14 protein-coding genes and 1 pseudogene are annotated in these 15,236 nt (G+C 37.0%); all 15 read right to left on the reverse strand.

Features of this window, described 5'->3' with window-relative positions:
- Nucleotides 1-79: 79 nt before the first annotated feature.
- The 15 genes and pseudogenes from A6E01_RS21590 to A6E01_RS17585 all read right to left on the reverse strand — a co-directional run bounded on the left by A6E01_RS21590 (nucleotide 80) and on the right by A6E01_RS17585 (nucleotide 14,059).
- Nucleotides 80-502, reverse strand: a complete 423-nt coding sequence (locus A6E01_RS21590) for a hypothetical protein (RefSeq protein WP_237334560.1) — start codon at nucleotides 500-502, stop codon at nucleotides 80-82.
- A gap of 62 nt (nucleotides 503-564) precedes the next feature.
- Nucleotides 565-876: pseudogene (locus A6E01_RS21595) on the reverse strand (transposase); the annotation flags it as partial.
- Nucleotides 877-975: 99 nt separating this feature from the next.
- Nucleotides 976-1,122, reverse strand: a complete 147-nt coding sequence (locus A6E01_RS21320) for a hypothetical protein (protein ID WP_156744632.1) — start codon at nucleotides 1,120-1,122, stop codon at nucleotides 976-978.
- A gap of 101 nt (nucleotides 1,123-1,223) precedes the next feature.
- Nucleotides 1,224-2,318: an acyltransferase family protein gene (locus tag A6E01_RS17530; protein ID WP_065210862.1), complete on the reverse strand. Its 1,095-nt coding sequence runs from the start codon at nucleotides 2,316-2,318 to the stop codon at nucleotides 1,224-1,226.
- A gap of 167 nt (nucleotides 2,319-2,485) precedes the next feature.
- On the reverse strand, nucleotides 2,486-3,583 hold the full coding sequence (locus tag A6E01_RS17535) for a glycosyltransferase (protein WP_065210863.1): 1,098 nt from the start codon (nucleotides 3,581-3,583) through the stop codon (nucleotides 2,486-2,488).
- 6 nt (nucleotides 3,584-3,589) lie between these two features.
- Nucleotides 3,590-4,324 (reverse strand): putative capsular polysaccharide synthesis family protein, encoded by a 735-nt coding sequence (locus A6E01_RS17540; protein ID WP_167714334.1) that lies wholly within the window; start codon nucleotides 4,322-4,324, stop codon nucleotides 3,590-3,592.
- Between the two features lies 1 nt (nucleotide 4,325).
- On the reverse strand, nucleotides 4,326-5,459 hold the full coding sequence (locus A6E01_RS17545) for a glycosyltransferase family 4 protein (RefSeq protein WP_065210865.1): 1,134 nt from the start codon (nucleotides 5,457-5,459) through the stop codon (nucleotides 4,326-4,328).
- A 1-nt stretch (nucleotide 5,460) separates the two neighbouring features.
- Entirely contained in the window at nucleotides 5,461-6,408 is a 948-nt protein-coding gene (locus A6E01_RS17550; protein WP_065210866.1) for a polysaccharide deacetylase family protein, read from the reverse strand.
- Entirely contained in the window at nucleotides 6,408-7,340 is a 933-nt protein-coding gene (locus tag A6E01_RS17555; protein ID WP_065210867.1) for a GNAT family N-acetyltransferase, read from the reverse strand. The genes A6E01_RS17550 and A6E01_RS17555 overlap by 1 nt, the downstream gene beginning before the upstream one ends.
- Entirely contained in the window at nucleotides 7,327-8,187 is an 861-nt protein-coding gene (locus tag A6E01_RS17560) for a glycosyltransferase family 2 protein (protein ID WP_065210868.1), read from the reverse strand. The genes A6E01_RS17555 and A6E01_RS17560 overlap by 14 nt, the downstream gene beginning before the upstream one ends.
- A gap of 3 nt (nucleotides 8,188-8,190) precedes the next feature.
- A complete protein-coding gene (locus A6E01_RS21710; RefSeq protein ID WP_065210869.1) occupies nucleotides 8,191-9,252 on the reverse strand; it encodes an EpsG family protein in 1,062 nt (353 codons plus the stop codon).
- A 328-nt stretch (nucleotides 9,253-9,580) separates the two neighbouring features.
- Nucleotides 9,581-11,782: a polysaccharide biosynthesis tyrosine autokinase gene (locus A6E01_RS17570; RefSeq protein WP_065210870.1), complete on the reverse strand. Its 2,202-nt coding sequence runs from the start codon at nucleotides 11,780-11,782 to the stop codon at nucleotides 9,581-9,583.
- A 61-nt stretch (nucleotides 11,783-11,843) separates the two neighbouring features.
- Nucleotides 11,844-12,212, reverse strand: coding sequence for a four helix bundle protein (locus tag A6E01_RS17575; RefSeq protein WP_017028513.1), 369 nt, complete (start codon nucleotides 12,210-12,212; stop codon nucleotides 11,844-11,846).
- A 116-nt stretch (nucleotides 12,213-12,328) separates the two neighbouring features.
- A complete protein-coding gene (locus A6E01_RS17580) occupies nucleotides 12,329-12,754 on the reverse strand; it encodes an arsenate reductase/protein-tyrosine-phosphatase family protein (RefSeq protein WP_017028514.1) in 426 nt (141 codons plus the stop codon).
- Nucleotides 12,755-12,781: 27 nt separating this feature from the next.
- On the reverse strand, nucleotides 12,782-14,059 hold the full coding sequence (locus A6E01_RS17585; protein ID WP_017028515.1) for a polysaccharide export protein: 1,278 nt from the start codon (nucleotides 14,057-14,059) through the stop codon (nucleotides 12,782-12,784).
- Nucleotides 14,060-15,236: the final 1,177 nt, after the last annotated feature.

Below are 15,236 nucleotides of genomic sequence, written 5' to 3' on the forward strand. Positions count from 1 at the left end.
AGCACTTACCATTTAAAACGAATGTGTCATCCAATAGGTATGAATGAACTCCAAAGGACCACCCCAAACAAAGTATCAATTATCTAATATTCGATGCGTTAACAATACGACTCACTGTTGAATAATGAACATCAAAATAATCAGCGATTTGCAGCAATGTATAACCTGCGGAGGCATACGCACTTCTCATTGCGCTATTACGATAAACTGCTTCGTGGTTATATTCAGAAAGTGTTTTAGGTTTTGTTCGGCGCTGTTTAAGAGGGACCTCTCGCAAATCACCCTGCAAATTATTTTTTATAGTTAGGTGTTTAGCGACAAAAGCCTCGTCTCCAAGGAAGACTTGCTGACGTAAGTTTGACCAAACTTCTACACCAACACCCTCTGCAACAAACCTTTTATAAGCATCGACCGCTTTGTCTCGATCGTTAGCAAATTGCAACAGTATCGCATCAGTCGATAACCAATCCGGAGACGAGTTATTCCAACCATATTGTGCCAACTGGACCACTGCCACTCATCGGGTGTATCGACCATTTTTGCGCGCACCGGGTTTAAAACGATATAACGGCACAGTTCTAACAAATAAGTTTCTTGATCAACCAAAATGGACTTATAACGCCCCTGGAACAAATGACCGACTCGGTTATGTTTACGATTGATCTTCTGAGTAAACACACCATTTAATTGCCACATCTCTTTACTAAGGTTGCCATCAGGGGTTTCGAGCAACAGATGATAATGGTTACTCATTAGACAATAGGCATGTATAACCCAATTGTACCGTTCGCAAACTTCATCAAGAATGGTTAAATAGAGAATAAAGTCGTCATCTTGAAAGAAAATCCAGTTCCGCTTGTTTCCTCGCGCGGTCACATGATACAGCGCACCAGCAAACTCTAATCGCAAAGGTCTACTCAAATTAGCCGATAATATTCTTAAATATCGGCCTAACTCAGATAAACAAACAGAGCCTTAAAACAATCTGCGATCCACCTCAAACCAAAACACACTCATGCCAATCACCAATGCAAAATGCAAGACCTGACCCCATGAGTGCTCTGTGAGTGCTCTGTGAGTGCTCTGTGAGTGCTCTGTGAGTGCTCTGTGAGTGCTCTGCATTAAACTCCGATCCAACTAGTATCTTGCTATATATTTTAAATAAAATATCATTCATTCTAACGAAAACCAACACAAATTGTAGAAACCAATAAATAATTTAATCATAAAAACTTATTAACGATAAAGTCCTTTGTTTTTATCTCAACATACCTGTAAGTTATTAATGATGTGACAATCACAAGAAAAATAAATAAAAACAATAATAAATTATTCATTAAAGGACTTCCTAAGTCGATGAACCTGGAACCATTAACTAGTGGCGCAACTCTCTTACCAGTTATATTTTGAATAACCATAAAGCAGGATTTAATGATAATCACTAATGCGTAGTGAGTCATATAAATAGAAAAAGAAATCTTTCCCAACAGTTGAAAAAAATCACCTTTGAGTAATCTTGATACACAACCGAATTCATAAGAATAAACCAAGACAACAAAAACAAACAGTAATGAGGCTAATATACTTCTGTATTCTAAGTCTGATTGTGTAATTAATACCACACACAGTAAAAGTAACATCTCGACCAAACTAGCAATAGTTCCGTCGAATTTTATATTTCTAAATTTGTTATAAAAAACATATACAACAGCCCCCGCAAAAAAACAGCTAAGCCCTCTAAACACTTGCCGACTAGGAAAATCATATTTAACAAAAAGCATCATAAAAGCTATAGATGAAATAGATACCCATATAAATAGCCTTTGCTTTTTGAATATAACAATGGTTGCGAAAAGAATTAAGTACATATAAAACTCAACGCTTATACTCCAGGATGGACCATTAAACGAAAGAGGATGTGTAAATGGCAACCAAGACTGCAATAACAAAAAGTTAGGGAGCAACTGATCTAATCCATTTTTATCAGAGAAAGGTACTGTTCCGAATGAATACCCGCTTTTATATAGTAATAAGTTTATTGCCTCTAATATGATAAAAATCAACAACATGAATATATGTAAAGGATAAATACGCAATATCCTTGCTTTTACATAATTTATAAAACTAATTTTTGGGCCGAAAGCATATGCATGAGCTAAGACAAAACCACTTAACACAAAGAAAAATTCAACTAGAATAGTACTTTTTTTGAAAAAATCGAGTTCTGTAATACTACCAATTAAGGCCATATGATAGACGACCAAACAGACCGCGCAAAGGCCGCGAAATGCGTCTAAAGATTCAAAGCGCTTTTTCATTTATAAATACTTGATTAATAGTTTATGGTTAAATAATATCGAAACCTGTCAAAACAATTCGTGATAAATCATTAGATTTGTTATAAACGACAAAGGACAATACGAATTTTTTAAAAATCGCTTCTGCTATCAATAACAATATCTTACGATTATAATCTATACTGACGTTATTTTTTGACCAACCGTTTAACAAATTCTCGACTGATTTTTTTACGACAAAAGTTTTGTTCCGCATGTTCTCTACATAATATTTTCAAAACTCGCTTTTCTTCGGGGCTTTTATGAAAGTAATCAGATATTTTTTGAGCTAAACTACTGACATCTCCGAGTTCAACGAGGTTCCCGTTAATACTTTCAGAAACAGCCTCGTTCATGCCTGCTGTCTTATATCCAAAGGTTTGAAGCCCCATCGCAGAAGCTTCCATAGCGCTGACAGGAAATCCTTCTCTAATTGAAGGCAGTACCATTACATCTGCCAATCGATACCATTCCACTGTGGATTTCTGAAATCCAGCGAAACAAATTGAGTCGGAAAACCTTTCCTTTAATTCCCGTAAGTCGATGTCACTTAGGGAAGATGGATTATTAGGGTAGGTTTCCCCAACTAACGTCAGCTTAACGTTTAATCCAGACTTACGAAGCAAAGACAATACCTCGATTGAATCCCAAACGCCTTTATCGCCAATCAGTCGCCCAACGTATAACATATTTATTTGGAATTTTGAGACTTGGTTAATTGATTTTATTTGGAACTTATCTAAATCAATGCCAATTCCTCCTATCACATCACCTGGAACCTTCAAGTCTGACATGTCATTCTTGTTACAGTACAAAACATTACAACCGGAAGCTCTAATTATGATCGTCAAGAACCTTCGAATCAAACTATGCTTTATTGCAAAACTACCCATGCCTTCCACATAAAGATATAATCTCTGATTTATAGCTAAAAACGACAGGAACGTGTAAATATAAGTAATTAAGAAATGGCAGATAAATGTAGATCCATTATTTCTTTCAGAAACTATTAATCTATTCATTTTATATATAGATAATATTTTTTTAAAGCCACTTTCAAAATCAAAGCATCGCATGATAACGCCCATATTAAGTAGACGATCATAAGCATGCTTGTCATCTTCTGGTGATATTACAACAACAACGTGTCCGTTTGATAAAAGCCTTTTAATATACTCTTTACGGAAAAGCCAAACTGTTTTTAAAGAATTATGAACAATCACAAATCTTTTACGAGGAGGTTTCATTATATTTTACTTATAAAATTTGTTGTAAAGTTTAGATGAAGTAACTTTCTCAATGTAACCGCTGTCTAGTATTACATTGTCTTTAAAGTTTTTATACACAGGACCATACCACTTCTTTTCCCCTCTATTCGTTGAAACTAAATCGGCTTCTTCTCCAAGAAATTTGTTTATTAATTCTCTATGATCATTCATTGATTCCATTTTCAATATCAATATTTCAAATTTATCAACTTTGATAATATCTCCATCTACATTGAATTCATGGTCATATACATCGAAACCGCTGAATCGCTTAAGTTCTTTATCAAACCATTTTAATCCATAATCGATATCATAACTTGTATGAAAGGCATCAGATAGAAAATCAAATCCTTCACCTCTAGTATCTACTTTATCACTCAATATGTATCTTGATACCCAGAATGGCAAATCCTGAAAAAACATTGATATATCTCTATGCATAGGGTCCCTTACTAGGGTAATTATTTTTATGGTCTTACGACGTTTAATCAAAAGCCGAATTAGAAACAAATTCAATGTAGCGTATAGTTTTTTTACTATCGTATTATTCTTCTGCTGAAAGTGAGGAAAACATGGAGAGTTGTTGTATAAAGAATGAAAGTGCAGACTATTTTTGAGGTTCATTTCTAAGCTTGTTGAACCAACTTTACCCATTTGGTAAATAAGTATTCTACTCTCATCAGTCCATTTTTTGTAAAAGTTAATCGATTTATTTAACATTCTAATTTTCCCCATAAATTACTTTGTTATACATTTCTATATTAACTTTTGTTAAAGCACTCACATCGAACTTGTTTTTTATCAAATCATAAGAATTATTTGCTATTTTTTTCTTTTCTGATATTGAAAGCGCTTTATATTCACGTAAACACGTCGTTATTTGTTCCGGGAAATTTGGATCTATAAGATAACCATATTTATGTTCAGGTATTAGCTCTTTACCACTGCTAAGTTTCGAATAAATAACTGGTAAGCGCCGTGCCATAGCTTCCATAGGTGCCAATGCGAATGCCTCTGAAAAACTCGGGAATACAGCAATATCACACTTATCATATAGCTCATTAAGGCTATTTTTATCTAAAATACCATGATATTTGAGTCCTTTAATTAACCCGTTCCTTTCTAGTATTCTCTCTAAAACTCCTTGATTGTCTTTTCCAGCTATATGTAATACTGCGCCGGGATATTCAGAATTAAAAGAATCCCAAGAGTTGATAAGAGAGAAAAAACCTTTTTTTCTCAAAATTGAACCAGAAAAAACCACATTAAAACTAGAATTTTCTGTGTAGTCTCGCTCTACTAAGTCTTTATCTACAACTACACCATTGTATATCGTATATATACTTCGCCGTTGCGGTATAGAAAATAAAGCTCTCGTTCTTTCAGCTGTATAGTCACTAACGGAAACCAATTGATCAGCTTTTGCGATTGTCTTTGCTTCTAAAAACTTCCAAGCATAGTCTTTGAATGAGCGCTGCTTCATCTCATCGTTAAAATAAGTTATAGACCCATGAAACCTAACAATAATTTTGCAGTCTAACTTTGGTAAAAACGTAATCAGGCCTGAGTTATCTTGACATTCTAAGATATCAAATACTTTCTGATCATGTAATTTCTTAATTTTGTAAAGCAATCTAGTTCGTGCAAGAAGATACGACTGAAACGGTTTCTTTAGCATTTGCAACTCTACACCGTTAATAACTTCAAAAGCATCTTCTTTCAAATTATTGTAAAATCCTACAACGGTTACAGAGTGACCTTCCCTTACTAAAGACTCAGCTATTTCTTTTGTAAAAGTTCCAATACCACCATTGACAAAAGGAGGGTATTCATTACACACAAAACAGAATTTCAAACTAAAGCTCTCCTAAGTAGATATCATGCATATTTTGGCTCTTCATACCATATTTATCGCTCAATTCTTTATAATAAATTAATATTTCCTCGAGCATTTCTAATTTATATGCTGAATTATTTCCACCAAAATTATGAGGATGCCACCACAAATGATAATGATCATTATGTTTAGCAGCCCAAAGCATTTCATTTTTTATTCTTATTAGATGCATTCGGTTTAAAAATCTGTTTCGTACAGACACTCTTAAAAATCTACTTGCTGGTAAACTAATTTTACCATTTTTTCTTGTTGGTTTCGACGAAGAATTCTTGCGTAATTTAATATATGCATCAAGAAATCGCAAAGATTTTATGAAAATGTTTAGTTCTTCGTTTGAATAACCTTTGTCAAAAATATTATCTTTATTACTTCTATAGTAATCAATTGAAACACTATTTATAATATTTTCTTCAATTTGATTCCTCGGAAAAATCATTCCATTTGACCATTTAATTCCTTTGTTTGCTAACCAGTTATCAAAGAGTTCATATTCTAATTTAGCATAATTGCTATTAATACCATCTTCGGAATAGTAACTATGCCAAAACGTGTGTGAGCATATGCTTTGTGTATCTAAATTGGAAAGGATTTTAATTTCTTCTAGACCATTATATAGCGCAGTTTCATAACCAGTTCTGTGAATGCATTCTTTAATATCTAAAGATAGATCAGAGTAACTTGGTAGGTTTTTCTTATCTCTAATAAGATCTTCTAAATCAGATTTTTCTAAAATCAGAGCTCCAACCACTCCCCATGTGGCTCTAATATCGTATTCCTTGAATAGTTTAATCGTTTCATTAATTACTTGGGGGACTGACCTTATGTTTTCATCATAGAATTTTGTGTTTAAATCATTCAGACCCCATTTTTTCTCAAAATCAATAGAAATAATAAACTTCGCACTCATTAGAACATCTCCAAATCTCGAATAGAAAATACTATATCATCAAAAAATTCAAGATTTGAGTCATCATTAGATACTAACTGAAATTTCTTAAAATTTGGTTTAAATCTTAAAGTATTTTTGACTGATATTTCGCTACCAATATCTCTAGTAACCAACAAATAAGACACCCCATAAGATCTTGCTATCTTTTTAGAATCAATAACTATTGGTTGAGTAGACTTGCTTTTAGTTAATATGTCAATAATTAGTAATTCATTATATAAAAATTTTTCAACAACCCTAATAATCAGAACAGTATTGCTGTTTACTTTACAGTAACTATAATCAACTGATGGGTTGTCATGATATCTCCACTTCAGATACTCTTTACTTATCTTAGTATGGTTACTACCCAAGGTATATTCATACTCACTTATATTAACAATGTCCTCCTTTACAGAGCCACATATATAATCATTAGACACAAATGGAACTGGAAAATTAGGATAAACGTTGAAATAAATGGGTCGCTCGAGTTTCCACCCCATTTTTAAATAACCATTAAGGCTATTTTTATTCGGAGTGTTGAATATCAGTGCATTTTCCTTCTTGATTATAGCTAGTAGCTCACTAGTTAACCTATTAAATAATCCTTTACCTTGATAATTTGGATGTACAGCTGTATCTACAGGTCTATACGCTTTAACTATTTCATCACCGTAATCAAACTCCCACATCATAAAAGAACGGAATGCAATTACTTCATTATCTTCATTTATTGCCAAAATTATTTTTGACTTGCCATAGGGATTTTTTAAATGTTTCCAGCTAAAGAAATCGTTCGAAAAGTAGTCGTTTTTACTAACTTCAGAAAAAACAGTCTTCAACAGTTTAATGATCGAAGTAAGATATCTTTCATCGAACTCTTTGAATATGATATCACTTGTATTCATTCAACTCATTCTCTAACATTATTAACAAATGCGAATCAATTTTTTTTTGCCGCGTATTAATTAGTAACTTGAGTAGTTTAAATTTATCTAGAATAGATATTATCAAAAGCTTTAGATATAGCTTCAGTTTAGCCAAATTTACGCTAAAAGGCTTATTTATGGTGCCAAAATTTATTTTCAATAAGCCCAATTGAGATATGTATGACTTTTTCAAATTAGAGTAAGAAGCGCTGCTTTCTTCTCTGTAAAAATAAATAGGCTCATTTATTCTATGTATTGACAAATCATTCTTTTTAAATGCATTGAACCAAAGTTCTGCATCCTCAGTCCTTTCCGTTTCCTCGTTATATCGATTTCTTTTATACCAAGATTTTCTACAAATAATCGATGCGTGACAAATACCAGCTCGTCCTGTTAGCAGTTCGATGTCATTTAACTTTGGTTTCCCCGATAAGTATCTAACTCCATTAATTTTATATTTTTCACTAATGGAACATATACCAGTCGATACTAAATCGATATCTTGGCTTTCATCTAGTATCTTAATTTGTCTTTCAAACCTATATTTACTAACGACGTCATCAGCATCCATTCGAGCTATATAACAACCATTTGCCCTGTCTATAATTTCATTCAATCGACTTGGTAATCCTTTATTTAAACCATCAGAGAATACTAACACCCTTTCATCTTTAATATTTTTAGCAAACTCTAAAGAGCCGTCTGTTGAACCATCATCAATTAGTATCAACTCAAAATCACGGTATGATTGCTGTAATATTGAACTTATTGCATCTTTAAATTTACTTCCCGGATTAAAAAAAGGAATACCTACTGTCAGCTTCATTTATCACGTCCTAAAAATATATGGGTATAAGCCTGAATATATAGATGTCCGGCTATGGAAATAGAATAGACAAAAACCAATGGTACCCATATAGAATACCATTTTTAATTGTTGGTTTCTAATATTGCTAATAGCTACAGGCACAAGGAATATGAAAAATTGTGTAAAGTAATATGCAGCTCTTGCAAGTCCATTTGGATCTAATCTGAGTAACACAGAAACTGAAGAAATCAGTACACCTATAAAAGACAGATTAATAAACAAATTTAAAGTATCACTGTATTTTGAAAAAAAACTCTGAATAAAAACTGCAGAAAATATCAGAATATTTATCAACGCTAACCTTGTACCCATAGCTTGGTCTAAGGTCTCAGAAAACTTTGTATATCGAACATCAACATTGTTTGCTAAGTATGTGATTGCTTGGTTTAGAGTTGCGGACAATAATAATACCGCTAATCCGATAATTATAATATATTTAAAGCTTAATACCTTCCTGTAAAGAAAATAGCAGGGTAAACATAATATAATGGATTTATGGAAGAAAAAACCGATTAATATAACAAAGGTATATTTGGTAAAGTCTCGATTTATTATAAATTTAACAGAAAATAAGAATAACGCTACTGTTATTGATTGTCTTGCCGCATTAAAACCGAATAAGAAAAAGCCAAGTGTAATATAAAGAAATACTGTCAGAAAGATGTTGTCTGAATATCGATATATTGTTTTGTACGTTAAGAAATAAACAAAAATACTAATAATAAAAAGAACAGTATAGAATTCAAAATCTTGTCGCTTAATAAAAAACTCAAGTATAAAGAAAGCACTTTCTTTGAAAATTCCAATATAGTCTCTGGAAAATTCACTCCAGTTTATTGGCAAATAATTATAGTTAAGCAAATATAACAAGGTATCACTACCTACACTATAGTCTCTAAGTGAAAAAAATAGAGCACTTACTATTGTTAAAAATAATATTACAGCGTTATCAAGACTTCTGAATTTTGATGTGACGCTGCAAACAAATATGATGAATATTAGTGTTATATAATATGGTGCCATTTTAATTAATTATATTTGGAAATTTACTCTAAGCTGATTATTTGCAGGAGTAGAGACACATTTCATTCATTTTGAGACAGCCCATTACGAACTATCTCTTGTAAAGTCTTCGTTTTGCTACTTTTCCTAAATCTGCCCCAATAGGTCCTTCTAAATCGCCCTTTTCAACATCCCTAGGCTATTGCGTAAGAAGCTTGTTCTAGTAGAGCTTTACGAAGCCTAGATTCCCGCTAAAAGCTTGCGGGAATGACGTGGGTTTGGAATAGTTAGGTGTCAGATGTACCTAAGATGCTGGATTTCTCCAGCATGACGTTGCGGCGTTAATGAGTTATTCACTCTTATAGGCGTAGTTGTAGTAACCGTAGGTGTAGTAGCTAGATGCTGTCTTTTCTACTGCGTTTAGGATAACGCCCTTGGTTTCAACACCTGCCTGTTCTAGGCGGTCGCTTGCTACTTCAAGTTCTTTCGTTGAGGTGACGCCAAATCTTGAAACCATTAATGTTGTGCCACTATGGCGACCTACGATTGCTGCGTCTGTTACCGCTAATACCGGTGGAGTATCGATAAGTACGATGTCGTAGTTTTCGCTCGCCCACTCTACTAATTCGGTAAACCTTGCGTGCATCAATAGCTCTGATGGATTTGGTGGTGTTTTACCTTTTGACATGAAATCGAGATTACCCACAACAGAAGTGTGCAGTACTTCCTCAACTTTTTTGCTATTCGCTAAAACGTCAGAAAGACCAAAGCTATGCGCGAGTTTTGAACCATGTCCAATGTGGCCCTTACGCATATCGGCATCAATGATTAATACTTTTTGTCCACTACTTGCAATTACCGAAGCGAAGTTCGTTGAAACAAATGACTTACCAATGCTAGGTGAAGGACCAGTAATCATGATGACGTTGTTCTTCGCCTCCATCATTGCAAAGTGCAGGCTAGTACGAAGAGAACGCAAAGCCTCGACAGCTAAGTCTGCTGGGTTTACCTCTGTAAGCAAAATCTCTTCAGGAGGTTTCGTCTTCCCAGCTTTCTTCATCTTCTGTATCAGTTTATTTAGCTTTTCTTGTTGTTCAGACTTAGGAATGGTCGCGTAAACCGACAAACCAATTTCTTCAATCTGATCCGGGCTTTCAACACCGCGATGGAACGCAGCACGCAACAGTACAAAAGCCACACTCAACATACCGCCTAACAGAGTAGCCAAAACAGCAATCAGTGGTTTCTTAGGTTTAACGGCTAAACCGTTTGAATCAGCTTTATCCAGAATACGTACGTTACCCACTGTGCTTGCTTTTACAATGGCAAGCTCTTGAGACTTGTTAAGAAGCTGAACGTAAATTTCTTGGTTTACTTGCACATCACGCGTTAAGCGCAATACTGCACGTTGCGTCTTAGGTAGCTTACGGATCTGCCCTTCGAGCTTACGCTTTTGTGCTTCTAATGTTTTACGCTTCTCTAGTACCGCTACATAAGCGGGATGCTTTTTAGTAAAGCGCTGGGCTAATTCGCTCTCTTTGAAAGTCAATTCATTCAGTTGCGCCTCTAGCTCTACCATCACTTTAAGTGTAGATTGCGCTTCTAAACCCAAATCAACTGATTCATTATCTTGACGATATTGGTTCAACGCATCTTCGTTAATAGTCAGTTGAGACTTCACTTCAGGCAGCTTCTCTTGCAAGAAGTCCAGGCTGTTTTCTGCTTCAGCGGCGTTGCGATCAACGTTTTGTAGGAAGTAGTTGGTGGCAATATCGTTAAGAAAATCGATATTTTGCTGAGAGTCAGGGCCTTCAAAAGCGAAAGACAGAATGCCCGACTGCTTGCCGCGTTCTGAAACCGAAAGATTACCCGATAACCATTGAATTGCAGACAGCTTTGAACGTTTAGACAGGTGGAACTGTTGGCCTTGTTCACCAATCAATTGGGAAATGAACAAAGAATAGGTTGCTGGGTTGCTAGGTTCTTGGTTCTGGGTTGAAGCAAGCTCACCGACTGTGCCTTTTACTATCAGCTTCTCATTTTGGTCGATTAGCGTATATGCGCCTGTTTCTGGGTTATCCAGAGTTAGAGTGTATCCATCAGTTTCGGCATAGTCTGGGATATCAAAGCGCTCTACTTTAATGTGCGCTTCCGTGCCTAAACGAGTGGCTAGACCTTTACCAATCACAGGCAAGTAGTCTGGGGTTGCCACTGTGGTTAGATTAAACTTGTCGACCGTTTTGCCCAGCACCATTCGAGATTTGATGATCTCGATTTCGGTCGCAGCATTAGACTCTTGCGCGAACATCTCGCTCAAGCCTTCACTCAATACAGGCATACCACTGTTTTTTTGTTCTACCTGGATGAGAGCATCGGCTTTGTAGATTGGCGTGGCTAATAACGCGTAAGTAACACCAATCACGGCAAAGACAAAAGTGGTGAAAATAATGATCCATTTACCATCTAACAAAAGACCAAGCAGTTTACCTAGGTCTATTACATCTGGCTGTGGTGGTTGCTGTGTGCGGTTAGAACGGTTGTTTTGGGTCATGGGAATAATATTCGGGTTCTGGGAGTAAAAGGTTCTTGGTTCTAGGTTCTAGGTTCTGGGTCTAATAATCATTTGGTTCTTCTTGGACATTTCCGGCTCGATATTTTATTAGGCCGGCTAGCATTCGGCTTACTTGCTTGGCTTTGGAGATTAAGTTATCAGCTTCTTGTGGGCTTAGATAATTAAACTCTTTTGCTAACATTAATTGAGTTACTAGTTCTCCACAAGAGCCTTTGGCGATGTAAAGAAAGCGTACTGATTCCTTGGTCGTTTCTCGCTCTTCTCCCTCTGCTATATTCGAAGGAACTGAAACTGAGCATCTATAGATTTGGTCTTTTAATCCAAAATCTTTGCAAGCCTTGAAAGTCTCATGGACCTCAACCGCTAATCTAAACGAAAGTTTCCATACTTCTAGGTTTTCGTAATTCATAGGCGAAAGGTCCTGGATAAATTGGGGCCCTGGGTGAATGGGGTCCTGGGTTCCGGGTTGCTAGGTTCTGGGGTGTTCCTAGGGCCTAGAACCCAGCTCCCCAGAGCCCGTCATTCCTATAACCTTTTAATCCACTCTTTGGCGGATTTGTCTATTAATTCATAGACATGCTCAAAGGCTTCGATGCTTTGCTTGTATGGATCTGGGATTTCTTTTTTAAGCCAGTGTCCGTAAAGCATAGTCTTTCCACGTGCAGCGGGAGCCAGTTTGGTGATTGCATCTATGTGACCTTTCTCCATTACTAGAATAAGGTCGTTATCCGCAATCATTTTTGTATTGATCTGGCGTGCTATGTGATTCGATAGATCATGGCCATTCTGTTCAGATACTGCTATCGAGTTAGAATCTGCCGGTTTGTCGACCAACGCGCCAAGGCCTGCTGATGTCACCTGTTTATTGGGAAGAGCTTGCTTCAAAAGCTCTTCTCCAATAGGGCTGCGGCATATATTGCCAATGCAAACTACTAGTATTTTATTAAACATTACTTAGTTCCCACTATGCTCAATTAATTACCAGTTATTGATTCGGTTAGCAAACTCACTGAAGTCGTTAAGGGCACTGATTGTCGGTAACAACTGACGAACTACACGGTTGTATTGCTCAATAGGAGCAGCAGTCACATAGACTACATCATAAGGCTCAAGTTCAAACTCTGTACCTGTTACTAAAGCAGCAGCATCGCTGATATCAAGTTGATAAACATTAGCGACAATTTTCTCTGGGCGAGGTTGTTTGCCTTGTTTAGCGAGTTCTTGACGTTCCGCTTCTAATTGTTGCTTCTGTTCTTTAGTTAACGCTTCATCACGCACCTGCGCAAGATACTCTTCATGTTCTTTGTCACGCTGCGCGCTACGGAAGACAAATACACCGGTAGCATTCGCTGCCAACTCGTTAATGCCACCTACCCCGCTAAGTGCTTCAGTAAGCGTCATGCCTGAACGATCAATTTTAAGAAGTGAAGGCTTTTGCACTTCTCCTAGTACGAATACCTTTTGCGCATCATTACGAGGCACATGGATGATATCGCCTTGTTGTAGTAAGCGGTTTTCTGTTAAATCGCCATTTTGCATTAAATCATGCAGAGAAAGAGTTTCAGCTGTACCGTTACGAGTCAGCGTTACATTGCGCCAATCAGCATCGGTTGTTAGGCCACCAGCTTGGTTAATTGCGTCTAAAAAGGTTAGCGGAACGTTGGTAAGCGGTTGGTAGCCTGGCTGGCGAATTTCACCCGTCACATACGCCTTTTGCGAACGGAAGCCAGCGATGTTTACATCAACTTGCGGGCTTTCTATATATTGCGCTAACCGTGTTGAGATATCTGTACGAACCTCTGTCACCGTTTTGCCCGCCACTTTTACGAAACCAATATAAGGGTAGAAAATTGTGCCGTCTGCATGAACCCAGTGACCGGCTTCTTGAGCACTACGATAAGAGCCCGCTGGGATTGTCAGCTCCGGGTGGTCCCAAATAGTTATGTTAAGAATATCGCCCTGGCCAATAACGTACTCATAATTTGCAATTTGCGCGTCTAGAGCTGGGTTACTGCGAGATGGGTTTTCTACGCTGTAGTGAGACGCGAAGCGATTAACAAAAGAGGGAGACAAAGGATAAACATTAACCACATTAATCGGCGTTTCTGCAAGCTCTTGCTCAGACATCTCAGATTCGTCTGGTGTTGTGTTGATTATTTGCTTGTCACCTAAGTCAACACTGGAGCCTGGCATAGTACAACCAGAAACGGCAAATACTACTGCTAACGGGAGAACGATTTTAAAACTAGATTTCATAAGAGGGTATCAAGTCACTTTGAGATAGCGGTATTTTACACGATTCGCGCATTTTGGATACGCTACCGCCCAGAGGATTATTCGAAATTCCACGATTCGATGTTTTGCGTTCGAGGTTTCATTCGAACTAATAAATTGTTGTTGGATCACATTTTTCGGGAAGCATTAGACGTTATTCACTGCTTCTCTGGGTTGATCTGGGTCAAACTTTACCTGTCATTTAGAACTCTTATGGTACAACGTACCAAACGCCAAATGCAATCAAAGGATTTATATAACTTTGCTTTAAAAACAAGGTGTTACATTCTAGTTAATTGATTGACCAAATCAATAACATAAGCCCGAAGAAAGCCGCAACGGGGTAATATTAGTCTATACCAACTTCTATTACGTTAGTCTTTATGGTTACTTAGCGCATTTTGGCAAATCCATATTACAAGATGATGACCCGTTTACCGCGTGTAACACTTTGTGGTTAGAGTTTTTACTTTATATCAGTTGAAAGTTCAACTGAAGGTGTAAAATGTCAATATATGTTACAACAGATTTCAAGCAAATAGGTGGCGGGATGTGGTAATTTTCTTGTTATCTTGCTGATGACGATATAACAGAGGGTGATTTTTGAGCAACGGGCGGTTTTTCCGTTGTTTGGGTGTGGTGTTTTGCTTGTTTTGTGCAGAAGTGAATGAGTATGCTTGGTGCGTTTTAAGATCCTCGATAAAAGACCTCGAGGATGACGGATGGTAGAACTAGCATCTAAGTAAGTGTCATTACTGAGGGTTTTTCCGGGCCAGCACACTTGTTGGGAATCTATTTCTACACAACCTAACAGGTCCCCGATAAAACACTTTGGGGACGACGGGTGTACAAAGCAACATCCAAGGTACATGTCATTCCCGCATGTCGTTAGCGGGAATCTGATGGAGAATAGATCCCCGATTAGAGGACTTGGGGATGACGCGGTGGACAGAGGTAGACCTTTCCTAATGCCGTCATTCCGGAAGGGTCTTCTGGGCCAGCACACTGGTCAGGAATCTATTTCTGCATAACCCACTAGGTCCCCGATAAAACACCTCGGGGACGACGGAGGAAAAACCGGCATCCACGCACGCGTCATTCCCGAGTGCTCTTATCGGGAATCTAATGGGTTACACCGTTGACCGTCTCATAATCAAAG

The organism is Vibrio breoganii, assembly GCF_001677275.1.
In the GTDB taxonomy this organism is placed as follows: domain Bacteria; phylum Pseudomonadota; class Gammaproteobacteria; order Enterobacterales; family Vibrionaceae; genus Vibrio; species Vibrio breoganii.